We start from the raw sequence: 23,903 nt of genomic DNA, 5'->3' as shown, positions 1-23,903 counted from the left end.
CTGCCCCCAGTATCTGCCCCAGGGTCAGTGAATCAGTCCCTCGGCCGAATGGGAATCCCCAATCGATTCATGTCGGTGGGCAAACGCTCTAAGGCACGCCTGACAACCGAGAAAGAAACACTGGAGCAAAAGCGTAACTCTGTTTTCGTCAATCCGATCTGGTCAAGCCGCTCTGCGCTCGGCAAAGCTCTGTCTTCGCTTCGTCATGATACCGACATCGCCGCCGTAACGCCCAAGACAGCCTTTTCGGATGCGGACGAAGCGCGCCTTATCAAGCTTCAGGCCGATCTCGCTCAAGACCCCGCCGTGGCGGCGCAAGCGCAGCGCGACTACGCGGCTCAGCTCGATCAACTGGAATCCTATTTGAAGCGGATCGAGCAGGCGTTGAATGACGAGGCCATTCAGGCGCTTCATGCGACGAAAAAAGGTGCTGACGACATGCGCATGGCCGCCAACACGGCAGCGCATGATGCATTTTCCGGATTGGCGCTTGAGGGCGTTGGTGAAACCGTCTGGCGGACTCTCTGGGAATCCGCCAGAGCATATTCGCAAGTGGCGAAGGGCGCTGGTACAGCGTTTCCACCATCGTCAGGAGATATCTGCGTTCTGTGCCATCAGGAGATCGACGAGCCCACCGCCGCGCGGATGCTTGGCTTTGAGGACTTCATCAAGGAGGACACAGAAACCAAAGCGACAGAGGCCGAGCGTGTCTTCAAGGAAGCAGAGCAAAAATTCCGCGCTGTGGTCGTTCACGTAAACAAAGTCTCTGCGGCCTATCGGAGTTTGAAAGCCGGCAACTTCGCGCTCGCAAGGCAAGTGCTGAGATTCATCGCGCTTGCGCGGAGTGTGCAGGTGCAGACGCTTGCGCAGCTCTCCGGCGAAGATGTTCCAGATCCGCTGGCTTTACCTGAATCCGTCGCGGAGGCCGTAAACACCGAAGCTGCGCAGACACGCGCCTATGCGGCTTCTCTCGATGACGCATCCGGCGGCGAGGCACGGGAAGCCGTGCTCAATGAACAGGCAGACTTGCAGGACCGGAAACAAAGTCACGAATTGCTGGATATTGCGAAAACAGAGATCGCGAGGCTCGCAGAGCTAAAGCGCATTGAAGACTGCTTGCGCGACACCGCCACCACGGCGATCACGCGGCTCGGGAACGAAATCGCCGACAATCTTATAACGCCGCGTATGCGTGACCGGTTTCAACAAGAGATCGTCGCGCTGGCTGGTAATCGGGTGCGGGTCGAGGTCGTGCGCTCGGGGGGGAAATTTGGTTCACCGCAATACGAGGTGAAGCTCTATGCCAACCCCAAGGCCAAGGTCCATGATGTGCTCAGCGAGGGCGAGCAGACGTGCGTCGCGTTGGCTTCATACCTTACCGAACTAGCCAACGCATCACACACATCAGCGCTTGTGTTCGATGATCCGGTTTCTTCGCTCGATCATCGCTGGCGCTCAAAAGTCGCCAGGCGCCTGGCAAAGGAAGCCGGCGTGCGGCAGGTTATCGTGTTCACGCATGACATGATCTTCGTAAATGATTTGGCCCAGTTGGCTTCGGAGCGAAATACGCGGACTGCACTGGCACATCTCACACGCGGACAGGATGTCGTCGGCATCGTCAATAGGGATTTGCCTTGGACGGCGTCTAGTATTCGAGACCGGATTGACAAACTTGAAAAAGAAGCCCGCGACGCAAAGCGCTTGTTTGAAGCGAATGACGACGAAAGTTACAAAACGGCAGTATCTTCTCTCTACAGTCGACTGCGAGCGACTTGGGAGCGGGCGCTGGAGGACATCGTATTTGCCAATGTCGTGATGCGTCACCGCGATTACATAGACACCAAAAATTTAAAACGTGTCACAGCCTTGGAAGAGGCTGATGTACAAATTTTCCAAAATGGATTCAAAAAGTGCTGCGACTTCGTCGATGCACATGATCCTTCTCGTGGCCATGATCCCGAGCCACCGGAGCCATCCGAAGTCATGGCCGACATTAAGTCGTTGAAGGACTGGTCTGAAGGTTTGCGCACCAAGATGAACCGGGTTTCTTGACGAAATAGTAACTACGTCATAGCTCTTTCTGAATGCCGTCCGCTTTGCCTTTGATATCGATACATCTTACGAAACAATCAACTAGTACCAACGCACTTGAAGGAAAGTCGAGCTATGAAACAGGCGACTAGGCAGTATGTCCCCCTCCAGCCCCTCGCCGAACAACACTGCATCGCGGCCAAGCTCGATGCCCTGATGGCCCTCTGCGACCAGCTGGAGGCCAACCTCACCGCCATTACCCGCAGCAAACTCCCCGACTCCGTGCTGCACGAGGCCCTGGAGCTTGCTGTAGAAGCAGTCGACGCATGACCAATATTCAAGCGGTTCACCAGTTCTTTCCAGTCGGCCAGGGCTTGTTTGCCACCGGTTCGGTTGAGTTCTGGCCGCCCGCACGACGACCCCGCCGAATTGTAAATACTGGCGGACCGCCCAGGCCGGCTCCAGTGGGGCCATATCGCTGGGTCTATGACTGTGGTTCCAGTTCGGGAAAGCGGCTGGTCACCAACGCGATCGACGATCTGAAACATGATTGCCAAGGTGAGAAAATCGACCTTCTCACCCTGTCGCATTTCCACAATGACCACATCAGCGGTATTGTTGAACTACTGAATGGGATAGGTGCCAAGACGTTAATGCTACCGTGGGCACCCTTGTGGCACCGCCTGCTGATCGGCTTTGAACAAGGGCTGAGGGCAGAAGACCCCGAGATGTTGTTCTATGTCGACCCAGTGCAATACTTCATCCAGGAGGCGGGTGACGGGTTTGAACAGGTCCTGTTCGTTATGCCCTCTAACGGAGATGGGCCGCCATTCTCGACCGAACCGACAGCAGCCCCCGAACCGCCCGAAGACTTAGATGACCCCGGGAAGCCGTCCGGGCCCGGCGAACCCGTTTCGTACGGAGATTTGGAAGGGGCATACGGTCACTTGGACCATCGCATTCGGATGCTTCGATCAGGTAAAGCAATTTTCATCCATAAAGTTTGGGAATTTCTGCCCTACAATGATCCCGCTACAGAACCTGATGACCCATTCGGGTTTGCGTCAAAAGTGGATTCGCTTCGAGGATCGCTGCTGAACCGCAACCAAGACGAACGGCAAAGCGCTCTTGATGAACTGAAGACGCTCTATGAGATGACCTTCGGTCGTGGGGCGGCCATGAACAATGTCAGTCTAATGCTTTATGCCGGTGCAGTTGGCCCTTGGACGGGGCAGAGGATCTGCAATTGCGAATGCTTGTATCACCGATTTATCGGCGCTTGCGGCTGTTGGAAGGAACACGAAGTGAGAGGTGCGATCCTGCTAACCGGCGATGGGAACCTGAATAGTGCCGCGAAGTGGGAAAATTTGGAGAGTTACCTTGATGCGCGCCGCGCAAGACGCGTTAGCGTATTTCAGGTTGCGCATCATGGTGCGAGGGCCAATTGGCACGATGGCCTTGCAGCACTTGTTGCGCCGAAGACAAGCGTATTCAGCTCTGAGCCACGCCATAGTTACGGACACCCGCACGCAGAAGTACTGCGAGATTTCTGGACGTTCGGACCAATCCAAGTGGATCAGCTGTCAGGGTTTTCATTTCGAGTTCATCTGGAGCGTTGAATTGGGTGCGTTCAAATAGACTTTGCATTAATCGGGGCGCAGCGACTATCCGAAACGTCTGCACACCGACGTTTGAACTGACCTGCCACGGGATTTTTCCTCCACCGCCGATTAGAGTCCGGCCCAACTTGAGGACGGACAATGAAGCGAACGCGATTTACGGACGAACAGATCATCGGCATTCTGGCCGAGCACGAGGCAGGCGCGAAGTGCGCGGACCTGTGCCGCAAGCACGGCATGTCGGAAGGCACCTTCTACAACTGGAAGGCCAAGTTCGGCGGCATGACGGTGTCCGAGGCGAAGCGGCTGAAGACGCTCGAAGACGAGAACGCGAAGCTGAAGAAGCTGCTGGCCGAGCAGATGCTTGATCTCGCCGCGATGAAGGAGCTGGTTTCAAAAAAGTGGTGACGCCTGCCGTGAAGCGCGAGGCGGTCGCGCATCTGAGGGCCCGGTTCGGGCTGTCAGAACGGCGGGCGTGCCGGATTGCCGGGGCGGATCGCAAGATGGTCCGCTACGAGGCGCAGCGTCCGCCAGACACGGTGCTGCGCGATCGGTTGCGGGAGCTGGCCAACGAGCGCCGACGCTTCGGTTATCGCCGCCTTTTCGTCCTCTTGCGCCGCGAGGGGGAGCCTTCAGGCATCAACCGGATCTATCGGCTCTACCGCGAGGAGGGGTTGACGGTGCGCAAGCGGAAGGCCCGACGCAAGGCTATCGGGACGCGAGCCCCGATCCTGGTCGAGGCGCGGGCCAATGCGCGATGGTCGCTGGATTTCGTCCATGACCAGTTCGCCAACGGCCAGCGCTTCCGGGTGCTCAACGTGGTCGACGATGTTACCCGGGAGTGCCTCGCGGCGATTCCGGACACCTCGATCTCGGGGCGCCGAGTGGCGCGTGAACTGACGGCCCTGATTGAGCGCCGCGGCAAGCCCGGCATGATTGTCAGCGATAATGGGACGGAGCTGACCAGTAACGCGATCCTGCGATGGTGTTCCGAGCACCGGATCGAATGGCACTACATCGCGCCGGGCAAGCCCATGCAGAACGGTTTCGTCGAAAGCTTCAACGGGCGGATGCGCGACGAACTGCTCAACGAGACGATGTTCCGCAACCTGGCACATGCGCGAATTGTGATCGCGGCCTGGGCCGCCGACTACAATACTGAACGCCCGCACTCGGCCTTGGACTACCAGACCCCTGCTGACTACGCGCGGACCCTGACCACCGCAATCGCCCGCCCCGCTGCGCGAGATGATAGCTCCGCGCGTCGGGCGATTGCTCATCCTGCGCCGATCGGCGTAAACACCCACCGGGCTCCGGTCGCGGCTGGATGAAAGATCAGTGGCAGGTCAGAACCGACAAAATGCTGCGCCCTGTATGAATGGCCGCAATGGCGGACCTCATTGCAGCATTTTGAATTGATGGGCAAGGTCGGCTTTGGGCCGTTCGCGACCCGCCAGCAGCAGTCTTTGCGAGCGCGCTGGCCGTTTCTTCCGCAAGTTCAAGATTGACATCGACAATAAGCCCGCTTGGTCTCATGCGTTGAACCAACGCGCCCTCCGGTGGTCATCGAAGCCGTTCTTGAACCTCTTTCCGGCAAGGGATGGCGGATGGTAAACTGCTTGAAGTGATGCTCCTGTCAGGAAGTCGAGTTCAGCATAGCTGACCCGACCATCGCCGTACTCGACAATGCACGTGCCGGTCCCAGTGTTCTGTTCCGCTTCAGCGCCTTCGAGTTTCGCGAGGATCGCTGTTGAAACGCTTCGCGCAGCGCTTTCCGCAAACGTCCCGGACTTCGGCAGTCCCGTCGCCGCCATGTCACCGATCGCGTAGACGTCGGGAAACCTGGTTTCCAGGGTCGCCAGGTCGATGGGCACCCATCCATCCTCCGTGAGGCCGCTGTCGATGACCACCTGTGGCGGCGTGTGCTTGGGCACGCCGAGGAATAGATCGAAGGGTAGTTCCATGCCATCGTCCAGAACAGCCATCCCCGGTTCGAGCCGTATGACCCTGCACTGGCGCAATAGGCGGATCCCGAAATCTTCGAACGAGTCCATAAGCGCCTGCGCCATTTCGGCCGAGGCGGGCATGGGTGTGGATAGCGGGGAGACAAAGGTGATGTCGCACTTGTCGCGGATTCCGCGTTCCGTCAGGTAATGGTGCAATGTCAGGGCGCATTCGCTGGGACCAGGCGGGCATTTGTAGGGAAAGCCACACACACCTATGAGTACAGAACCTCCCGAAAAGCCCGGAAGAACCGTCCGCAGCCGGTCCGCCCCCACGTTGGAGTAAAACTCGTTCCCGTACTCGGCGAGGCCCGGCGTCGCCGGGATGTCGTAATCCGCTCCCAAGGCGATCACGAGAAAGTCGGCCTCATAGATGCCATCAGTGGTGGTCACGAGCCGCGCATCGGCGTCGATTGCGGAAATTGTATCCCGCACCAGCCGGATACCGGGCTTTGCAAAGTCGTCATAGGGCAAGCGGACAGCATCCAGCGTCGTTTTGCCAAACATCACGTCGATACGGCTGTATCCGAAAACGAAACTGTCGCTCTTGTCGATGAGGACAACATCGGCCGCCTCGCCCAATGCCTCGGAAAGCAGGGTTGCCAGTTCCAGGCCGCCAAACCCAGCCCCCAGGATGAGAACACGAGATTTCATAGTGTTACCCTTTTAATCAGACCGATCCCGGAGCCACCCGAAGAGCTGTCCGGTCAACTGAAGAAGGGTCGTATGATGCTCAGAATAACACCAGTTACTCCAAGCTGAATGCAACTCTACGCACGGCAGCGATCGCAAAGTCAAGCGACCGGGCGATACCAAGCCCATGTTCCTGGCTCAAAACGTCGCGCAGGTGGAAAGGTCGGTTGCGGCTTTCACGAAGACGTCGCCGGTTCAGAGCCCGAAAACCGAGCGGCCGTTGAGATTAAGGTCGCACCTGAGGTCAACTCCGTCCGCTCTGTTGACCTTTGGCTGCCAGACCACGCAGCACGTAGTCACGAATGACTGGTTCGGGGTAGCTGCGCTGCAGCGATGACGATGTTGCCGAATGACCGGTTAGGGCCGGAAGCGGTCGTGAGACACGCCGACGCCGGAAGTCCGCAGTGGGCCGACAGCGTTATGATTGACAGCCGTAGTGACGGCGCCCTGCGCAGCGGCGCCGCATGATCGATTCGAGTCCGGAGCGGTCAAGTGCCACATGATCCTGAGCGGCCGCAAGGAGGGCCAGAGCGGTCTTTTGGGGGTCGAAGTTGGAAGTTCACCGATGCGCTCCAAGAAAGCCTCTTGGCTGATGCTGCATCTTGCATCGGCAAGCGCCGGGGTGTGCGACAAACACGCTCAAGCGATCTCTCTAAAAGCCCATTTGTTCTGCCCCGGTGAGGTCTGGCATTGCCTGCAGACCGCTCGGGTCGCTAGCATCCGGTGTGGTGGGAGGCACTTCGATGGATAGGAGGCGAGTCCTTGGCGGTCTGGGTGCGAGCGTCGCGCTTTCCGCACCGGCATTCGCGCGGAGGGCCGCGTTCCGGTTCGGTCTTACGCCGGTCTTTTTGGACAACGACGCCAACGTCATCGAGCGCCTCCGGACGGCCTTGTCCGATGCGAAGGGCGACCCCATCGATCTGATCCAGCGCCGCACATATCAGGAAATCACCGCATCGCTTCTGGATGGATCGGTGGATGCGGCCTGGATCTGCGGCTATCCCTTCCTTCAGCATCGCGATCGCCTCGCACTGCTCGGCGTTCCGGTCTGGCGCGGGCGCCCGCAATACCAATCCTATCTGATCGTGCGGGCGGAGGATCAGGCAAAGGCGCTGGCGGATTTAAGGGGCGGTATTCACGCCTTTTCGGACCCGAACAGCAATTCCGGCTACCTAGTTACCGCTTCCGATCTGGCGCGCATGGACGAGACGCCGGAGCGGTTCTTTTCGCGCGCGATCTTCACCTACGGGCATCGGAACGTCGTCCGCGCCGTCGCGGACGGTCTTACCCGATCGGGGAGCGTGGACGGTTATGTCTGGGAAGCGCTGGCCAGCGTCGAGCCGTCCCTGACGGCACCGACGCGCATCGTGGCGAAATCGGAGTGGCTTGGCTTCCCGCCCTTCGCCGCGCGCGCGGACCGGGCGTCGGATCCCAACGTCCGAAGATTCGGAAAGGTGCTTCGCGGCCTTGGCGCGTCACCTATCGGGCGTGAGGCCCTCCAGCTTCTATTCCTGGACGGTATCCAGCAGGGCGACACAACCCTATTCAACGGCATTGCCGCTCGAATGGCAGAGCTTTCGGGACGCTGAGGATGCTGAGGCGCTTCGATGCATGGCCGATCACGATCCGCGTCGCATTGGCAACCGCGGTCCTGATGGTCCTTCTCGGCCTCGCAGCATCGCAGCAGGTCCTGTCCACGCTCGGCCGGCTTCAGGACGCGCGGCTTCGGGAATATGCGCGACTTCACGTCGAGGGTCTTGCCGTGGCCCTCGGCCCCTTCGCGCTGCACAAGGACGTCTGGGAGGTCTACGACACGCTCGACCGGGCCCGGACGAACGCGTCCGGTCAACGCATCCTGTTCACGGTCGTGGCAGATGATCGCGGGAGCGTGCTGGCGGCAACAGATCCCACGCGCGCGCCCGTGGACAGTGGCATTGACGCCTTCGTGGGCGACGCCGTTCCGGTCGGCGAGGTGAGCGCCGCGAACGGTAGTTCCGTTGTCAGGGTGACCGCGCCCCTGTCCGTTCAAGGGCGCGATGTCGGACAGATCGTGACGGAACTCGACGTGGCCGATCTCGTCGCGCAGCGCCGGGGCGCCGCGCTTGCGCTACTCGCGGGCAATGCGATTGCCACGCTCATGCTGGCGCTCGCGGGGTATTTTGTGATGTCGCGCATGCTGAAGCCGGTCGAACTGCTTGCAGGCCATATGGGCAAGGCTGGCGGCACGCCGCATCCCATTCCTGAGGCGGCGATCCCGCGCTCGAATTCCGTTCTGACCAGGCTCCTTCGCAACTTCAACGACATGGCCGGCGCAATCGACGCGCGGACCGAGGCAGAGCGGCGACTAGCAGAGCGGGAGCGCTTTGTCAGTCTCGGCCGGCTGTCATCGTCACTTGCACACGAGATTAACAACCCGCTCGGGGGTCTGCTGAACACGACGGATACCATCCGCACCTATGCCGACCGCCCGAATGTTGTCCGGCAGTCCGTGGAGCTACTAGACCGCGGGTTGCGCCATCTGCGCGACGTGAGCCGCGCGATCCTGGAAGAAAACCGTATGGACCGGTCCGGGCAATCGCTTTCCAGGTCGGATTTCGAGGATCTGCGCTTGCTGTTCGAGCCCGAAACCATCCGTCGCAGGCAACGGCTCGACTGGCGGATCGACGGGAGCGACGACATCCTCGGACGCCTTCCATCGGCGCCGATTCGTCAGGTGGCGCTCAACCTTCTGCTGAACGCCTCTTCGGCCGCGCCCGAAGGCGGTTCCGTCTCGATGCGCATCCGGGAAACGGAAGACACGCTCGAACTGTCGGTGACGGATGACGGGCCCGGCCTTTCCGACACCGCCAGAACGCGGTTGCTCTCCGAGGCGCCGGTGGCGCCCGGCGGCGGCGTCGGTCTTCGGCTGGTCCGCGATCTCGTGACCGGCCTGGACGGTACCATCGCCTGTGACCGATCGGAGGGCACCACCGAGATCACCGTCAGGCTTCCGCGCCGGCGCGCGGCAGAGCCATGCTGACCGGTCGCTATCTCGTCCTGATCGAGGACGACCCGCTGATGGGAAACTCGCTCCTGCAGCGTCTCGAACTCGAGGGCGCCGATGTTACCTGGGTCAAGCAGGCGGTCCGGGGCATCGCCGCGGTTCGGACCCCGCACCGCGCGGTCGATGCCGTCATCTGCGACATCCGTCTGCCCGACGGGACGGGGGAGGAGATATTCAACACGGTGTCGCGCTCGATCGCGCCGCCGCCCTTTCTCTTCATCACCGGGCAGGGCGAGATCGACCAGGCCGTCCGCCTCTTGCGGGCCGGCGGTGCCGACTACATGACAAAGCCCTTCGACATGCCCGCCTTCCTAGGGCGTCTCGCACAGATCCTTCCTCGGGGCTCGATCGCCGGCGTGCCGCCGGAGACCGGCATTTCGGCGCTCGCCCGACAGGTGGATGCCCTCGTCGCCGAATTCGCGTGCCACGATCGGCCGGTTCTGATCCGCGGAGGCCGTGGCCTGGGAAAGCAACGTATCGCGCGGCGCATTCACGATCTGTCCGAGCGCCGTTCGGCCCCGTTCGTCACGGTCAACGCCTTCCGCGAGGACAAGGCCGGCGACGAGCTGGTCGCCGCGTTCGGGGCCGTGTCCGACGGCACGCTGTTCGTGAACGGCGTTGGGCGCATCGACGATCTGGACCAGGGCAGGCTGATGGCAGCAATCGAGGAAGCGCCGTTCCGGTTGATCGCCTCCTGCGGTACCCGGATCGACGCAAAGGCCGAGGCAGGCGACTTCCGCTCCGACCTTCTCTACGCCCTTGTCTCGAACGAGATCGTGGTGCCGCCATTGTCGCAACGGGCCGAAGACGCGGCCTGGCTGGCGGGGCAGATGTTCAAGTCGCTGAACGCCAGGCGGAGCGAACCGTTGCGTGGCATCTCCGACCTCGCCATGACCGCCATCCGCAATCATGGCTGGCCGGGGAACGGGCGCGAATTGCGCTCCCGGCTGTTGCGCGCATTGGACGTGGCGGCGGGAGACTGGATCTTTCCGGCGGATGTCTTTCCGGAGTTGAACGAGGAAGACCGGGACGTTCAGTCGCTGTCGGAAGCCCGCGCCGTGGCAGAGCGTCGCCAGATCATCAAGGCGCTCGAGCGCACCGGCGGGCAGGTGGCCGAGGCTGCCCGTCTGCTGAGAGTTTCCAGAACGACTCTCTGGGAAAAGATGCAGAAGCTCGATCTTTGACCGAAGGCGACGTTCGGAAATCCGAACACCGCTATTCCGGAAGCAAAAACAATAGCTTGGCCGCGCCCTGAGCGCCAGAGCAAATCCCCAGCCGGCCTGCGGTTTGCACTATCCTGTCCGAAAAGCAACCAAGGGAGGGCTTTTTCCATGAAGTGCAATCGCATGGTCGATGTCGGCCGGCGCCAGTTCCTGCGCGGCGGCCTTGTTGGCGCGGCCGGGGCCGCTGCCGCAACCGTGATGCCGGCGAGCCAGGCGAAAGCCCAGGGGCTTGCTCGGGTTGACTACCCGTCGAACCGGCTGGCCAATGTCGCCGATCTGGCGGTCAACGAACCCCTGGATATCGCCTATCCCGACGCGGACAGCCCCGGCGTCCTGCTCAAGCTGGGCGCCGCGGTCGATGGCGGGGTCGGCCCGGATGGCGACATCGTCGCGTTCTCGGTGCTCTGCCCGCACAAGGGGTGGCTGATGTCCTACAACTCCGGCGACAAGACGCTGAACTGCCCGGGTCATTATTCGCGGTTCGACTGCGAGGCGGGCGGTCAGCAGACCTGGGGGCATGCCACCCAGAACCTCCCGCAATTCGAGCTGCGGGTCGACGATCAGGGCGACATCTACGCCGAAGGTGTGGACGAGCTGATCTACGGCCGCCTGTCGAACGTCCTGGAAAGCTGAGGAGGGGAAAGATGGCCTACAAGCGTTTCACCGACCGTCTTCCGATCATCCCGGCGGACGCGGAAGAGCACAACGTCACCTGCCACTACTGCATCGTCGGTTGCGGCTACAAAGCCTACACTTGGCCGCTCAACAGGCAGGGCGGCACCGCTCCGAACCATAACAAGTTCGGCGTGGACCTGAGCGAACAGCAGTACCAGGACGCCGAAGCGTGGTATTCCCCGTCGATGTACAACGTCGTCAAGAAGGACGGCGAGGATGTGCACCTGGTCATCAAGCCCGACGGGGACTGCGTGGTGAACTCCGGGCTCGGCTCGATCCGCGGCGCGCGGATGGCCGAGAACCGCCGTTCTGACGTCCTCGGGACGCAGCAGCAGCGTCTGACCGATCCGCTGGTCTGGCGCTACGGCACCTGGCAGCCGACCTCCTGGGACGATGCGCTGGATCTGGTGGCCCGCGTCACCGCGCGTTTCATCGACGCCGACGATGAGGACCAGCTCTACGTCTCGATGTTCGACCACGGCGGTTCGGCCGGGGGCTACGAGAACACGTGGGGGACCGGCAAGCTCTATTTCGGATCGATGAAGGTCAAGAACTGCCGGATCCACAACCGCCCGGCCTACAACTCCGAGGTGCACTCCTCGCGCGACATGGGCGTGGCCGAGCTGAATTATGCCTACGAGGACTACACGCTCACCGACACGATAATGATCGTGGGCGCCAACCCTCTGGAATGCCAGACCAACCTGTTCCTCAACCACATGGTGCCGGGGATGCGGGGCGGCGCAAAGGTGGTCATCGTCGATCCGCGTCGCACGGTGACGGTCAGGGCCTGCGAAGAGGCGGCCGGGGCCGAAAACGTGCTGCACCTGCAGCCGAATTCCGGCACCGACCTTGCCCTCTTCAACGCGATCCTGACCCATGTGGCCGACCAGGGCTGGCTGGACAGCGACTTCATCGCCGCCTCGACGATCCAGAACGCCGTCGAGGTCGCGCAGAGCGAAGCCTACCCCGCCGCGCTCGGCAGCTTTGAGGCCGCGCTCGACGCGATCCGCATATCGACGGCGGAGGCCGCCGAGATCACCGGCGTCCCCGAGGCGGACATCGTCAAGGCGGCAGAGTGGTACGCACAGCCCCATGACGACGGCGCCCGCCGCAAGGCAGTGATCGCCTACGAGAAGGGGATCATCTGGGGCAACGACAACTATCGGACCGTCGGAGCCCTAGTGAACCTCGGCCTGGCCTGCGGCAACATAGGCCGCGAAGGTGGCGGTGTCTGCCGTCTTGGCGGTCACCAGGAAGGCTACTATCGCCCGAGCGAGGCCCATATCGGACGCCCGGCGCCCTACTTCGATCAACTCCTGATCAACGGCGGCGGGGCGGTTCACCACATCTGGGCCTGCGACCATTACAAGACGACGCTGAACGCCAGCCGGTTCAAGCGCGCGTACAACCGCCGCACCAACATGGTGAAGGAGGCCATGGACAATGCCATCGGTGCGACCCGGACCGAGCTGGTCGACGCCATCGAGGGCGCGATCCGGGCGGGCGGCCTGTTCTCGGTCAACGTGGACATCATCCACACTCAGATCGGGCAGGCGGCGCACGTGGTCCTGCCGGCTGTCGAGTCCGGCGAGATGAATCTGACCTCGATGAACGGCGAGCGGCGTCTGCGGCTCGTGGAGAAGTACATGGACGGTCCCGGGCAAGCCATGCCCGACTGCCTGATAGCCGCGCGTCTCGCCAACCATCTCGAGCGCGTGCTGACCGAGGACGGTCGGACCGCCTATGCCGCGCAGTTCACCGGCTATGACTGGGAGACCGAGGAAGACGCCTTCATGGACGGCTACAATTCGGGCAACCCGGAGGTCACTTACGACCGTCTGCGCGCCATGGGCAACAACGGCGTGCAGGAGCCGGTCATCGGCTACGAGGAGGGCCAGCTGGTCGGCACGCCCCGCCTCTATGCGGACGGCGTGTTCACCCGGCACGGCCGCGAGGACGGCAAGGCGCTGTTCTGCCACGCCGCCTGGCGCGGCCTTCAGGCGCCCGGCAAGGCGCAACAGAAGGCCAACCACCGGTTCCTGATCAACAACGGGCGGTCGAACCTCAACTGGCAGAACTGGTTCCTCGACCAGGACAACGACTTCGTCATGGACCGTTGGTCGGTGCCCTTCCTTCAGATCAACCCCGAAGACGCGGCCGAACTCGGCGTCGGAAACGGCGATCTGGTGGAGGTCTTCAACACCGACGGCGCCACCCAAGCAATGGTCTATCTCGAGCCGACGGCACGCCGGAACGAGACCTTCATGCTGTTCGGCGCGCCCTCGGGCACGCAGGGCAACGTGATCAACGCCGGGACGAACGCCCTGATCCTTCCGAACTACAAGCAGACCTGGGCCGACATCCGCAAGATCGCGGATGCCAGTCCCGCCGCGCGACGGCAGAGCTTCAAGTCCTGGGAAGTCGAACTCTGAGGCTCGATACACGCTTCGACCGTGGCGCTTCTCGGGCGCCACGGTCTCCTGTCAGCGAGACCGACCGATGAAGCTTGCCTATGTTACGGTTCCTGGACGCGGGAAGATCGACGATCTGATCGCAGAAGCGGTCAGGGCATTCGAGGCCGATGGCGTGCGGCTGGCGGGAACCGTCCGTGCCGGGTCTGTCGGCGCCCTGGCGCATCCCTGCGACATGGAGCTCCGCGTGTTGCCCGACGGCCCCCGGTTCCGGATCAGCCAGCCTCTCGGAACTGGCGCGAAAGGCTGTCGCCTCGACGAAAGCACCATCGTGGCGATTGGAGCTGCCGTCGAGCCCCGCCTCGGGAATGCCGACCTCCTGGTCGTGAACAAGTTCGGCAAGCTGGAGGCTCGGGGGCGCGGTCTCTACACGGCAATCGCAGCGGCCATCGAGATGGAAATACCTACACTTGTCGGCGTGACCCAGATGAGCCTGCCTGACTTCAACATGTTTTCCGGCGGCATGGCTGTGCCCTTGGCGCCGGAATTGCATGCCGTTCGCGACTGGTTCGAAAGCGTCGAGCGCCCGCGTGCGCTCGACATGATCTGAAGTATCGATATTGCGGCCTTGCGGAGGTGCTGGTTTGCCCGCGGAGCCAAGCGCTTTTTCGTGATGTGGCTCAATGGCGGCGACTGGCGGAAATGCGCCGCGGCTTTTCCCCTCGCCATGACCCTGAACCTCACCCCACGGTAATGCCTCCACTTCAATACGCCGAAGCGTTCCTCGCCGCTCTTGGAAAAGGCCCAACGATCCGCTTCAAAGTACCCGTTGCGCCTCAAGGCTGTATCCACCCAAGAACTCTTCTGATCTATAAAGGCGTAGCATCGTATTTTACTTAACTGATGAAGCGCTTTCCGTTAATAGCGGATTTGTGCCGAGCTTAACGGCAGGCAAGTTGACAAAGAGGAGATTTCAATAAACACTTGAAAGGTGAATTTTTATCCGGCGCTATCAGGCAGCTAGAGGAGCATGAGTGACATGGTACAAAGCACGACCGAGGAGTTCGGGCTCCGGCTCACCCAAGCGCTGGAAGCCAGCCCTCACGCACCTCCGACGCCCCACGGAAGGCTTTCGTGGCTCAAGCGGGAACTGGAGAAGCACGGCACGAAAGTAAGCGTCAACACCGTCCACAAGTGGTGCCATGGAGCCTCGCGGCCTCGCGAAGACAACGTGCGTGCCTTGTCGCGGCTCCTCAAGGTAGACGAGGTGTGGCTGGCCCTGGGCCGGAAGCCGGTCGAGTCCCCGAAGCACAGTGCAGACAGCGCAGCCAAGGCGAAGGGCGCGGTCCTCATGCTGGCGGGCCTGATCGAGGTCGCCGGAGGCCGCGTGACCTTCCCCTCAGAAGGCGAGGGCACTCCGCACCTCTGGGCGAACCTGAACAGCGAACAGTTCGGCGTGATCGTCGTGACGCCGCAGAGCCGCGAAGGCTCCCAAGTGTCGTTCGTGGTCCCGGAACCGGTCGGCCCGCACAAGGTTCTGGCGGTCGTCAGCGAACCCGGCTCGATGCAGGTTCAGGTGGTCGATCTGACGGACGTGCAGCGCCAGTCGTTCGGCGGATTCTCGGTGGTCTCGCTGGAGACCCGGAACGGGGGTAAATTCAAGGCCCCGGATCAGCGCAATCTGCTTGCGCCCGTGGGGTCGGTGGCCGAACTAGCAGCCTAAAAATTGTTGGTCAACTGTTGGGTAGGTGGCATTCCATGAAGCAAGTAGTTGATCTTAAGGTGAAAGTGATGAAAGGGTCGCCCACCACTTCCCTTCCGCATCCCAATTGAAACAGTGCTCCTCCGTAGCCGGGAGGCTGACCTCTTGAGCAAGTACGAAACCCCGCTTACCGAGCACTTCTGGCAAGTCTGCTGCAATGGCGCCTACATCCCGGAGTACAGGCTCGTTCGAAAAAGCAACGGCATTGCTGAACGGCGGGCCGATGCGGTGATCCTTCCCAACGAACAGCATCGACGAGCGACCCGGGTCGACTACCCGGACCTGACTGGTCGTGATGTCGTTGTTGTGCAGACGAAGGCGAATAGGCTCGGGATGAGCGTAATGGGGCAGGCGCTTTTTTCTGCGCAACTCATTCACCGGCACGGTGCATCATCGGTGCGCTCCATCATCCTCGTGACGGCCGGTGATGCGGTATTGGAGCAGCTGCTGCTGCCGTTCCCCGACATCGAGGTTTGGATTGCAGACCCAAGCCGAACAACGCCACCGCGACGGCAAATCGCCACTGGCTGAAGCCGGAGAGGGATCGTTCATAGAGCACATAACGATTAGGCTCGGCGGCAAGGTCGCGGACGCCCTCCCGTACGCCGCTGTTGAACGTTCGGCCCGCGCCGATCCGGTCTAAGCGCAGGCTCGACCAGGTTTGCCAGAGGGAGGAGGCCCCCCGTGTCCGACATCGAAATCGCTCGCGCCGCCAACAAGAAGCCGATCCAGGAGGTCGGGGCGAAGCTGGACATCCCGTCCGAACACCTGCTGCCCTACGGCCACGACAAGGCCAAGGTGTCGGCCGACTACATCGCCTCGGTCCGCGACCGGCCCGACGGCCACCTGATCCTGGTCACCGCGGTGAACCCGACGCCGGCGGGCGAGGGCAAGACCACCACCACGGTCGGCCTGGGCGACGGGCTGAACGCGATCGGCAAGCGCGCCGCGATCTGCATCCGCGAGGCCTCGCTGGGTCCGTGCTTCGGGATGAAGGGCGGCGCCGCGGGCGGCGGCTATGCGCAGGTGGTCCCGATGGAGGACATGAACCTGCATTTCACCGGCGACTTCCACGCGATCACCTCGGCCCACAACCTGCTGGCGGCGATGCTCGACAACCACATCTACTGGGGCAACGAGCAGGATATCGACATCCGCCGCGTGGCGCTGCGCCGCGTCATGGACATGAACGACCGGGCGCTGCGGCAGATCGTGGCCTCGCTGGGCGGCGTCGCCAACGGCTTCCCGCGCGAGGCAGGCTTCGACATCACCGTCGCCTCCGAGGTCATGGCGATCCTGTGCCTGGCGACGGATCTGGCGGATCTGCAGCGGCGGCTGGGCGCCATCATCGTGGCCTACCGGCGCGACCGCACGCCCGTCTACGCCCGCGACATCAAGGCGGACGGCGCGATGACCGTGCTGCTGAAGGACGCGATGCAGCCGAACCTGGTGCAGACGCTGGAGAACAACCCCGCCTTCGTGCATGGCGGCCCGTTCGCCAACATCGCCCATGGCTGCAACTCCGTCATGGCCACGACCACGGCGCTGAAGGTCGCCGACTACGTCGTCACCGAGGCCGGGTTCGGCGCCGATCTGGGTGCCGAGAAGTTCTTCGACATCAAGTGCCGCAAGGCCGGGCTGTCGCCCGAGGCCGTCGTCATCGTGGCGACCGTGCGGGCGATGAAGATGAATGGCGGCGTGGCGAAGGACGACCTGGGCACCGAGAATGTCGAGGCCGTCCGCGCCGGCTGCGACAACCTCGGCCGCCACATCGAGAACGTGAAGCAGTTCGGCGTGCCGGCGGTCGTGGCGATCAACCATTTCGTCACGGACACCGACGCCGAGGTGCAGGCTGTCATGGACTATGTCGAAAGCCACGGGTCCAGGGCGATCCTGTGCCGCCACTGGGCCGAGGGCTCGGCCGGGATCACCGATCTGGCGAACCACGTGGTCGAGATGGTCGAGGGCGGCGGCGCCCAGTTCGCGCCGCTCTATTCCGACGACATGCCGCTCTTCGAGAAGATCGAGACGGTGGCCCGGCGCATCTACCGCGCCGACGAGGTGCTGGCCGACGCCCGGATCCGCGACCAGCTCAAGCAATGGGAGGCGCAGGGCTACGGCGACCTGCCGGTCTGCATGGCGAAGACGCAGTATTCCTTCACCACGGACCCGACGCGGCGCGGGGCGCCGACAGGCCACTCGGTGCCGGTGCGCGAGGTGCGGCTGTCGGCGGGGGCGGGCTTTGTCGTGGTGATCTGCGGCGAGATCATGACCATGCCGGGCCTGCCGAAGGTGCCGTCGGCCGAGGCGATTGGCCTGAACGACGCGGGCGAGATCGAGGGGCTGTTCTGACCGGGCAGGGCGGGCGGCCGTAGCCTAGCCGCCATACCCCTGCATCGGCCCGACGCCGCCCAGTCGCCGGAACAGGCTCTCCTCGGCGCCGTTGTCGAAGAACGGCACGGTGTCCGGGGGGCCGAGATCGGGCAGAGCGGCGGCGACCTCAGCCAGCACGACCTCGGTGACGAAGGGCAGGTGGAAGTTGCGCACCTCCTCCAGCCGGATCCATTGCAGGTGGCTCAGCTCGTCCGAGGCGCGCGACAGGTCGTCGGGGTCGGTGGCCAGCGCCGCGGCGTCGGCCACGAAGAACCGCGCGTCGAAGCGGCGCGGCCGGCCCGGCGGCGTGACGGCCCTGAACACGAAGGACAGCGCGGCGGCATGCGGCAGGTGGCCGGAGGCGGCAAAGCCCTGCCAGTCCGCCGGCACCGCGCCGCGCCACGCGCCGGGGACGCCCAGGATCAGCCCGGTCTCCTCCCACAACTCGCGGATCGCCGCGGCCGCGAGGCCGGGGGCGAGGCCGGGCGCGCTGCGCTCGTCGATCCGCGCGGCGCAGGCCGGCGACAGGTCGGTGCCCAGCGGGACCTCCCGGTCGGCCGGGTCCATCGCGCCGCCGGGAAACACGAACCGGTTGGGCATGAAGGCCGCCGCCGCCCCGCGCTGCCCCATCAGCACGCGCGGCGCCGTGTCGGCATCGCGTACGACGATCATCGTCGCCGCATCGCGGATCGCGCTCTTGTCCACCTTGTCCCTCCCGCCGGCCCGGCGGTCCGGCCGGCTCACGCGCCGCCGCCGAACCCGTGCATCCGCTTGGCCCATTGCAGGCCGACCATCGCGCCCTTCAGCCGCGGCAGAAGGTAAAGCGAAAGCGCCACGCAGCCAACCGAGAACACGGCCGCCAGCACCAGCGGCTCGGGCCGATAGGCGGTATAGGCCGCCAGCAGCGCCGGCGCCATGATGTGGCCGACGATCAGGATCGTCAGATAGGCGGGGCCGTCGTCGGCCCGGTGATGGTGCAGCGCCTCGCCGCAGACCGGGCACTCGTCGCGCACCTGGAGATAGCCGCGCAGCATCGGGCCGGATCCGCAGTTCGGGCAACGGCGCCGCCAGCCGCGCCAGAGGGCGGGCTTGACCGGGCGCTCGGCCTGGGTGTCGGGCATAATGTAGGTGTCTTTCATGCAGGGCCTGAAATCCAAGGGACTGCCCCAAGATAAGCCATCGCGCCGTTTCGAAAACCGGGCGCGTCGTCCTTGCGGCGGTCTGTCGCGCACTGCCGCGCCCGATGGGACCGGGTCGCGCCCGGTCGCCCAGGGGTGCCGCGAAAAAAATCCGGCCGCCTGCGACGGAAACCGCGGCGCCGCCCGTTCGACAGTCAGAACGCGCAAGACGACCGCACAGGCGCGCTTCTGCAACAGGACATACAAGGAGATAGAGATGAAACGCACGTCCCTTCTGGCCGCCACGGCGCTGATCGCGATCGCGTCCACCGGCGTGATCGCCACGGCGCAAGGCAACGGCCCCGCCGCACCGCAAGGCCCGATGGCGATGATCTTCGCCCAGTTCGACACCGATGGCGACGGCACCGTGACGCAGGCCGAGGTCGAGGCCGTGCGCGCCGACCGCATCGCGGCCGCTGATGCCGACGGCAACGGCCTGCTGAACGCCGAGGAGTTGCAGATCTTCTGGGATCAGCGGCAGGCCGAACGCGCCGCGCTCCGCTACGCCAACATGATCGACCGGTTGGACAGCGACGGCGACGGCCTGCTGAGCGCCGAGGAACTGGCCGACGGCCAGCGCCGGGGCGACTTCTTCGACCGGTTCGACACCGACGGCGACGGCAGCATCACCCAGGCGGAAGCCGAGGCGATGCGCGGCGATTTCCGCGGCCGCGATGGCGACGGCCGCCGCTACGGCGACCGCGACGGGGAGCGCGATGGGGGCCGCTGGGGCTTCAAGGGCCACGGTCACGGTCACGGCTACGGTCACGGACATGGGCACGGGCATGGCGGCGGCTGGATGCAGGGCCACCCGCCGATGATGCAGGGCTACGGCCCCGGCCAGATGGGTCCGGGCTATGGCATGATGCCGGGTTACGGGATGATGCCGGGCTACGGCCCGCAGGGCCCCGGCAACGGCCCGCAGGGCCAGGGCCGCTAGGCGAACGGACGTCCCCCCGCGGGCGGCGCGCGGTCCTCTCCCCGCCGTCGCCCCGCCGTCGCCCCGCCCTGTCCGGCGGGGCGGCGATTGTCGCCGTACGGCTTTCGGGATACCTCTGACGGACCATGAACATGGCGCTCGATGCCCTGTCCGACGTCTCCGACGAGGCGCTGCTGGTGGCCTACGGCAACGGCGACCGGGCGGCGGCGCGCGCGCTCACGCTGCGCCTGACGCCGCGGGTTCTGGGCTATGCCGCAAGGATCCTGGGCGGCGACCGGGCCGAGGCCGAGGACGTGGCGCAGGAGGCGATGCTGCGGCTGTGGCGCCAGGCGCCGGCCTGGCGGCAGGGCGAGGCGAAGGTGACGACATGGCTCTACCGCGTGGTGACCAACCTGTGCACCGACCGGCTGCGCAAGCGCCGCGGCCAGGACCTGGACAGCATCCCCGAGCCCGAGGACGACCGTCCCGGCGCCGAGGCGGGGCTGCAGGAGACGGCGCGGGCGCGGGCGCTGGACGCCGCGCTGCAGACCCTGCCGGAGCGGCAGCGGCAGGCGGTGGTACTGCGCCACATCGAGGGGTTCTCGAACCCCGAAATCGCCGAGGTCATGGACATCGGCGTCGAGGCGGTCGAAAGTCTGACCGCCCGGGGGAAGCGGGCGCTGGCGGCGGAACTGGCGCCGCGGCGTGCAGAACTGGGGTATGAGGATGGCTGACAAGGCTGAGAAAAGACCACTGGACGAGGCGGAGCTGGACAGGCTGTTCGAGGCCGCGCGCAGCGCCGCGCCGGCGCCGTCCGACGCCCTGCTGGCGCGGGTGATGGCCGAGGCCGAGGCGGAGATGCCCGTGGCGCATGTGGCGCCCGCGCCTCCCGCCCGGCGGCGCGGCTGGCTCGCCGGGCTCATCGCGGGCGTCGGCGGCTGGCCGGCGGCGGCGGGGCTGGTCGGCGCGGCGGTCACCGGGGTCGCCATCGGGGTCGCCTCGCCGCAGGCGCTGGAGCGTCTGTCGGGCGGCTACCTGTCCCCGGGCGGCTACGCGCTGGAAAACCTGATGCCGTCCTATGCCGGCATGCTGGGCGAGGGCTGAGCCGATGGCCGACGGGGACACCGGAACCACGCGCCGCCGCGGCATCTGGCGGATCGTGCTGATCGCCTCGCTGGGGCTGAACCTGCTGATCGCCGGGCTGGTGCTCGGCGCCGTCCTGCACGGCCCGCCCGACCGCGACGGGCGGCCGGAGCTGCACGACCTGGGCTTCGGCCCGTTCGTGTCGGCCCTGCCGCAGGCCGATCGCGAGGCCCTGGGCGAGGCGCTGAAGCGCGAGGAAGGCAGTTTCCGCGAGCGCCGGACGGCGCTCCGCCGCGAATTCCAGGCCTTCCTGGCGGCGCTCCGCGCCGAGCCCTACGACCACGGCGCGGTGGAGCGGATCGTGACCTCGCAGCAGGAAGAGGTGTTCGAGAGCCAGCGGCTCGGCCGGGCGCTGCTGCTGGAACGGATCGCCGAGATGAACGGCGCGCAGCGCGCCGATTACGCCGAGGCGCTGGAGCGCGGCGTGCGCCGCTGGCACCGCCCGCCGCACCGGGACCGCGATTAGCGCAAGTCGCGGGCGTCGGTCTTGTACGCCTCGGACATGCGAAATCAATAGGTCAGAGCGCGCCGCGCCCCAAGGGCCGGTACCGCGTGCCGCGCCTGCCTGATCCCGCCGGTCCGCGCCAGCGCAGCCGGCACCGTCAGGCGGCGTGCGAGCCCACCGTCACCTGGTTCCGCCCGTCTGACTTCGCCGTGTAGAGCGCCCGGTCGGCGCGCGCCAGAAGCGCGTGCGGCTCGGTGTCGCCCGCGCCGGCCAGCACCAGCCCGATGCTGAGCGTCACCGCGACCACCCGTCCGTCGGGCAGCGCGACGGGCCGCTCGCCGATCGCCTGCCGGATGCGGTCGGCGGCGCCCTTGGCCTGGTCCAGCGAGCAGCCCCGGAGCACCGCCAGGAACTCCTCGCCGCCGGTCCGGGCGAGCAGGTCGTCCTGCCGCAGGCAGCCGTTCATCCGGCGGGCCGTCTCGATCAGGGTCGCGTCGCCCGCGGGATGGCCATAGCGGTCGTTGATCGCCTTGAACCGGTCGAGATCCATCGCCAGCACGGCGAAGGGCGCGTCGGTGCGCTGCGCCTCGGCGGCGATATGCTCCAGCCGGGCCATCGCGTAGCGGCGGTTGAACAGGCCGGTCAGCGGATCGGTGACCGCCAGCCGTACCCCGTCGCGCAGGGCGGCGCGGGCGCGGTCCTCGCGCGCCTTACGCGCCAGCGCCCGGCGCAGGCGCAGCGCCACCTCCGCCGCGTCGAAGCCGGTCTCGATCAGGTCGTCGATGCCGATATCGAGCGCCATGACGGCGCGGCCCCAGCCCGTGTCGCATTGCACCAGCAGGATCGCGGCATGCATCGTGGCGGCGCGGCAGCGCAGCTCGGACACCAGCTGCAGGGCGCGTTCCGGGGCGGCGGGGTTCTCGGCGACGAGGATCGCGTCGGGCGGCTCTTCCCGGCGCAGGTCGGTCAGCGCCGTCGCCGCCTCCAGCACGCGGATGCGGCCGCGCAGGCGCGGGCCCAACTCGCGGCACCAGGCCGTTCCGGTGGCCGCGTCGGGCGCGATCAGCACGATGCGCCCGGCCGGCGCGAAGCCCGGCGCCGGATCGGCGAAGCCGGGGCCCGAGGTCGCCTCGGCCAGTTCCGCCGCGCCGGCGCTGCGCCGCGTCAGGTTGCGGATCGTGGCCGCCAGAAGCGCCGCGTCCGCCGCCGGCCCGACCAGCGCATCGGCCCCGGCCTCCAGCGCGGCGAGCCGCGCGCCCCGGTCGCCGGCCTCCGCGAGCCGGACGACGACCGGCAGCGTCTCCGCGCCGGGCAGCGCGCGAACGGCCCGGATCAACGCGCCCGCATCGCCGCCGCCCAGCCGCTCCGGCAGGATCAGCACATCCGGCGCGGCCTTTCGCACCTGCCGGACCAGCTCGGCCCGGTCGGCGGCCAGCGCCACCTCGTAGGCCTGCGCGGCAAGGCGGGCCTGCAACAGGATGCGCGCGCCCGCGGCGGCTTCGGCGATCAGGATGCGGCCCGACATCGGTTCCTCGCAATTCGATACAAATCCGGCTTTCCGGCTTATTCTTTCCTTCAGAACGGTTAAGAAAGCGTTGCCGGGAGAGATGTGGAGTCGTGATGACGCGGGAAATGGCCGAGACGCTGGCGGTGCGGGCCCTGGCCTGGCTGGCCGAGAGCGACGATCTGTTCGGGGTATTCCTGGGCTCCACCGGCATCTCGGCCGGCGAGGTGCGGGCACGGGCGGCGGATCCGGAGTTCCTGGCCTCGGTCCTGGATTTCCTGGCGATGGACGACGCCTGGGTCACCGCCTTCTGCGACGCGGCCGGTCTGCCCTATGACAGCGTGATGCAGGCCCGCGCGGCGCTGCCCGGCGGGCAGGAGGTGCACTGGACCTGACCGGGGTGTCTTGGCGGGGGGCCTGTGCCGCGGGCTCTGCGCCTTGCATTGGAGGCATTCGAACGGTGTCCGGCGCGGAACAAGGCCGTAGGCCGCCGCGCGAGCGCCGCCTCTCGGCGATTGCTCTGCAATCGCCTGTCGGCAGGGCATTTCGCCAGCGAAATGCCCGAGAGATGCGCCCCGGTGCGGCGGCGCTGCGGTGGACGTTATTGCTGAGCTCTGAGGTCGTCCGGATTTGGCAGCCATAAAGTGCGCCGTTCGAAGGTCGGAGCGCCGCCGCGCGCGTCGGCCCTCGCGCGGCTCCTCACGTGGCTCGGATGTCCCCATGGCACCCAGCGCCTCCGGGGCTTCGCCCGTTCGCAACGGAAAACGTCCACATGCGATGACCCATTAGCAGGCTGCTGAAAAACTCTGCCTCGACAGGGGTTTGAGAACGTGATTCACCCTTTGCACGGCATGCTGGGGGTGATGATGCGCGGGACG

Annotated in this window: 22 protein-coding genes; 18 read left to right on the top strand and 4 right to left on the bottom strand. The window is 65.1% G+C overall.

The window, feature by feature from the left end:
- Nucleotides 1–69: 69 nt before the first annotated feature.
- The 4 genes from P1J78_RS19330 (at nt 70) to P1J78_RS19315 (ending at nt 4,981) form a co-directional block, all read left to right on the top strand.
- Complete coding sequence (locus P1J78_RS19330; RefSeq protein WP_275569030.1) at nt 70–2,052, top strand: AAA family ATPase; 1,983 nt, start codon at nt 70–72, stop codon at nt 2,050–2,052.
- Nucleotides 2,053–2,166: 114 nt separating this feature from the next.
- Nucleotides 2,167–2,361: a hypothetical protein gene (locus P1J78_RS19325; RefSeq protein ID WP_275569029.1), complete on the top strand. Its 195-nt coding sequence runs from the start codon at nt 2,167–2,169 to the stop codon at nt 2,359–2,361.
- Nucleotides 2,358–3,650, top strand: a complete 1,293-nt coding sequence (locus tag P1J78_RS19320) for an MBL fold metallo-hydrolase (RefSeq protein WP_275569028.1) — start codon at nt 2,358–2,360, stop codon at nt 3,648–3,650. The genes P1J78_RS19325 and P1J78_RS19320 overlap by 4 nt, the downstream gene beginning before the upstream one ends.
- A gap of 141 nt (nt 3,651–3,791) precedes the next feature.
- A protein-coding gene (locus P1J78_RS19315) for an IS3 family transposase (protein ID WP_275569027.1) occupies nt 3,792–4,981 on the top strand; the annotation gives its coding sequence in 2 pieces (ribosomal slippage) (nt 3,792–4,044 and nt 4,044–4,981; 1,191 coding nt in all).
- A 201-nt stretch (nt 4,982–5,182) separates the two neighbouring features.
- On the opposite strand, the gene P1J78_RS19310 is transcribed toward P1J78_RS19315, so the two are convergent.
- Nucleotides 5,183–6,307 carry an NAD(P)/FAD-dependent oxidoreductase gene (locus P1J78_RS19310; protein WP_275569026.1) on the bottom strand — a complete coding sequence of 375 codons (1,125 nt, stop codon included), beginning with the start codon at nt 6,305–6,307 and terminating at the stop codon, nt 5,183–5,185.
- A gap of 782 nt (nt 6,308–7,089) precedes the next feature.
- Between P1J78_RS19310 and P1J78_RS19305 the strand changes: the two genes are divergently transcribed.
- The 9 genes from P1J78_RS19305 to P1J78_RS19265 all read left to right on the top strand — a co-directional run bounded on the left by P1J78_RS19305 (nt 7,090) and on the right by P1J78_RS19265 (nt 17,815).
- Nucleotides 7,090–7,935 carry a PhnD/SsuA/transferrin family substrate-binding protein gene (locus tag P1J78_RS19305; protein ID WP_275569025.1) on the top strand — a complete coding sequence of 282 codons (846 nt, stop codon included), beginning with the start codon at nt 7,090–7,092 and terminating at the stop codon, nt 7,933–7,935.
- Nucleotides 7,936–7,937: 2 nt separating this feature from the next.
- Nucleotides 7,938–9,365 (top strand): sensor histidine kinase, encoded by a 1,428-nt coding sequence (locus tag P1J78_RS19300; protein WP_275569024.1) that lies wholly within the window; start codon nt 7,938–7,940, stop codon nt 9,363–9,365.
- Complete coding sequence (locus P1J78_RS19295; protein ID WP_275569023.1) at nt 9,359–10,573, top strand: sigma-54-dependent transcriptional regulator; 1,215 nt, start codon at nt 9,359–9,361, stop codon at nt 10,571–10,573. Before P1J78_RS19300 ends, P1J78_RS19295 begins: the two co-directional genes overlap by 7 nt.
- Nucleotides 10,574–10,720: 147 nt before the next feature.
- Nucleotides 10,721–11,245 carry an arsenate reductase (azurin) small subunit gene (locus P1J78_RS19290; protein ID WP_275569022.1) on the top strand — a complete coding sequence of 175 codons (525 nt, stop codon included), beginning with the start codon at nt 10,721–10,723 and terminating at the stop codon, nt 11,243–11,245.
- An 11-nt stretch (nt 11,246–11,256) separates the two neighbouring features.
- Nucleotides 11,257–13,722, top strand: a complete 2,466-nt coding sequence (locus tag P1J78_RS19285) for an arsenate reductase (azurin) large subunit (protein WP_275569021.1) — start codon at nt 11,257–11,259, stop codon at nt 13,720–13,722.
- 67 nt (nt 13,723–13,789) lie between these two features.
- On the top strand, nt 13,790–14,311 hold the full coding sequence (locus P1J78_RS19280; RefSeq protein WP_275569020.1) for a DUF2478 domain-containing protein: 522 nt from the start codon (nt 13,790–13,792) through the stop codon (nt 14,309–14,311).
- Between the two features lie 420 nt (nt 14,312–14,731).
- Entirely contained in the window at nt 14,732–15,424 is a 693-nt protein-coding gene (locus P1J78_RS19275) for a hypothetical protein (protein WP_275569019.1), read from the top strand.
- Between the two features lie 144 nt (nt 15,425–15,568).
- Complete coding sequence (locus P1J78_RS19270) at nt 15,569–15,994, top strand: hypothetical protein (RefSeq protein ID WP_275569018.1); 426 nt, start codon at nt 15,569–15,571, stop codon at nt 15,992–15,994.
- Nucleotides 15,995–16,147: 153 nt separating this feature from the next.
- Nucleotides 16,148–17,815, top strand: a complete 1,668-nt coding sequence (locus P1J78_RS19265; RefSeq protein WP_275569017.1) for a formate--tetrahydrofolate ligase — start codon at nt 16,148–16,150, stop codon at nt 17,813–17,815.
- 24 nt (nt 17,816–17,839) lie between these two features.
- On the opposite strand, the gene P1J78_RS19260 is transcribed toward P1J78_RS19265, so the two are convergent.
- Complete coding sequence (locus P1J78_RS19260) at nt 17,840–18,508, bottom strand: NUDIX hydrolase (protein ID WP_275569031.1); 669 nt, start codon at nt 18,506–18,508, stop codon at nt 17,840–17,842.
- Nucleotides 18,509–18,576: 68 nt separating this feature from the next.
- Nucleotides 18,577–18,975, bottom strand: coding sequence for a DUF983 domain-containing protein (locus tag P1J78_RS19255; protein ID WP_275569016.1), 399 nt, complete (start codon nt 18,973–18,975; stop codon nt 18,577–18,579).
- 256 nt (nt 18,976–19,231) lie between these two features.
- Here P1J78_RS19255 and P1J78_RS19250 point away from each other — a divergent pair, with 256 nt between their 5' ends.
- The 4 genes from P1J78_RS19250 (at nt 19,232) to P1J78_RS19235 (ending at nt 21,542) form a co-directional block, all read left to right on the top strand.
- On the top strand, nt 19,232–19,954 hold the full coding sequence (locus tag P1J78_RS19250) for an EF-hand domain-containing protein (protein ID WP_275569015.1): 723 nt from the start codon (nt 19,232–19,234) through the stop codon (nt 19,952–19,954).
- Between the two features lie 125 nt (nt 19,955–20,079).
- Nucleotides 20,080–20,667 carry an RNA polymerase sigma factor gene (locus P1J78_RS19245; RefSeq protein ID WP_275569014.1) on the top strand — a complete coding sequence of 196 codons (588 nt, stop codon included), beginning with the start codon at nt 20,080–20,082 and terminating at the stop codon, nt 20,665–20,667.
- Nucleotides 20,660–21,037 (top strand): hypothetical protein, encoded by a 378-nt coding sequence (locus tag P1J78_RS19240; protein ID WP_275569013.1) that lies wholly within the window; start codon nt 20,660–20,662, stop codon nt 21,035–21,037. The genes P1J78_RS19245 and P1J78_RS19240 overlap by 8 nt, the downstream gene beginning before the upstream one ends.
- Before the next feature lie 4 nt (nt 21,038–21,041).
- Nucleotides 21,042–21,542: a periplasmic heavy metal sensor gene (locus P1J78_RS19235; RefSeq protein ID WP_275569012.1), complete on the top strand. Its 501-nt coding sequence runs from the start codon at nt 21,042–21,044 to the stop codon at nt 21,540–21,542.
- Between the two features lie 136 nt (nt 21,543–21,678).
- Here the strand turns inward: P1J78_RS19235 and P1J78_RS19230 are convergent, their stop codons facing one another.
- On the bottom strand, nt 21,679–23,046 hold the full coding sequence (locus tag P1J78_RS19230) for a diguanylate cyclase (RefSeq protein WP_275569011.1): 1,368 nt from the start codon (nt 23,044–23,046) through the stop codon (nt 21,679–21,681).
- Nucleotides 23,047–23,141: 95 nt separating this feature from the next.
- Between P1J78_RS19230 and P1J78_RS19225 the strand changes: the two genes are divergently transcribed.
- A complete protein-coding gene (locus P1J78_RS19225; RefSeq protein ID WP_275569010.1) occupies nt 23,142–23,420 on the top strand; it encodes a DUF3572 domain-containing protein in 279 nt (92 codons plus the stop codon).
- Nucleotides 23,421–23,903: the final 483 nt, after the last annotated feature.

Origin of the sequence: Psychromarinibacter sediminicola, from assembly GCF_029168335.1 — a bacterium.
Lineage (GTDB): Bacteria > Pseudomonadota > Alphaproteobacteria > Rhodobacterales > Rhodobacteraceae > Psychromarinibacter > Psychromarinibacter sediminicola.
The sequence above is the reverse complement of the archived record's forward strand: the minus strand, read 5'-3'. Positions and strand labels throughout refer to the sequence as shown.

Excerpts from the sequence above, each read along its gene's own strand:
- P1J78_RS19260 (WP_275569031.1), bottom strand. The coding sequence starts at position 18,508 with ATGATCGTCGTACGCGATGCCGACACGGCGCCGCGCGTGCTGATGGGG.
- P1J78_RS19295 (WP_275569023.1), top strand. The coding sequence starts at position 9,359 with ATGCTGACCGGTCGCTATCTCGTCCTGATCGAGGACGACCCGCTGATG.
- P1J78_RS19225 (WP_275569010.1), top strand. The coding sequence starts at position 23,142 with ATGACGCGGGAAATGGCCGAGACGCTGGCGGTGCGGGCCCTGGCCTGG.
- P1J78_RS19235 (WP_275569012.1), top strand. The coding sequence starts at position 21,042 with ATGGCCGACGGGGACACCGGAACCACGCGCCGCCGCGGCATCTGGCGG.
- P1J78_RS19245 (WP_275569014.1), top strand. The coding sequence starts at position 20,080 with ATGAACATGGCGCTCGATGCCCTGTCCGACGTCTCCGACGAGGCGCTG.
- P1J78_RS19300 (WP_275569024.1), top strand. The coding sequence starts at position 7,938 with ATGCTGAGGCGCTTCGATGCATGGCCGATCACGATCCGCGTCGCATTG.
- P1J78_RS19255 (WP_275569016.1), bottom strand. The coding sequence starts at position 18,975 with ATGAAAGACACCTACATTATGCCCGACACCCAGGCCGAGCGCCCGGTC.
- P1J78_RS19240 (WP_275569013.1), top strand. The coding sequence starts at position 20,660 with ATGGCTGACAAGGCTGAGAAAAGACCACTGGACGAGGCGGAGCTGGAC.
- P1J78_RS19305 (WP_275569025.1), top strand. The coding sequence starts at position 7,090 with ATGGATAGGAGGCGAGTCCTTGGCGGTCTGGGTGCGAGCGTCGCGCTT.
- P1J78_RS19290 (WP_275569022.1), top strand. The coding sequence starts at position 10,721 with ATGAAGTGCAATCGCATGGTCGATGTCGGCCGGCGCCAGTTCCTGCGC.
- P1J78_RS19320 (WP_275569028.1), top strand. The coding sequence starts at position 2,358 with ATGACCAATATTCAAGCGGTTCACCAGTTCTTTCCAGTCGGCCAGGGC.
- P1J78_RS19325 (WP_275569029.1), top strand. The coding sequence starts at position 2,167 with ATGAAACAGGCGACTAGGCAGTATGTCCCCCTCCAGCCCCTCGCCGAA.
- P1J78_RS19310 (WP_275569026.1), bottom strand. The coding sequence starts at position 6,307 with ATGAAATCTCGTGTTCTCATCCTGGGGGCTGGGTTTGGCGGCCTGGAA.
- P1J78_RS19250 (WP_275569015.1), top strand. The coding sequence starts at position 19,232 with ATGAAACGCACGTCCCTTCTGGCCGCCACGGCGCTGATCGCGATCGCG.
- P1J78_RS19285 (WP_275569021.1), top strand. The coding sequence starts at position 11,257 with ATGGCCTACAAGCGTTTCACCGACCGTCTTCCGATCATCCCGGCGGAC.
- P1J78_RS19275 (WP_275569019.1), top strand. The coding sequence starts at position 14,732 with ATGAGTGACATGGTACAAAGCACGACCGAGGAGTTCGGGCTCCGGCTC.
- P1J78_RS19330 (WP_275569030.1), top strand. The coding sequence starts at position 70 with ATGTCGGTGGGCAAACGCTCTAAGGCACGCCTGACAACCGAGAAAGAA.
- P1J78_RS19230 (WP_275569011.1), bottom strand. The coding sequence starts at position 23,046 with ATGTCGGGCCGCATCCTGATCGCCGAAGCCGCCGCGGGCGCGCGCATC.
- P1J78_RS19280 (WP_275569020.1), top strand. The coding sequence starts at position 13,790 with ATGAAGCTTGCCTATGTTACGGTTCCTGGACGCGGGAAGATCGACGAT.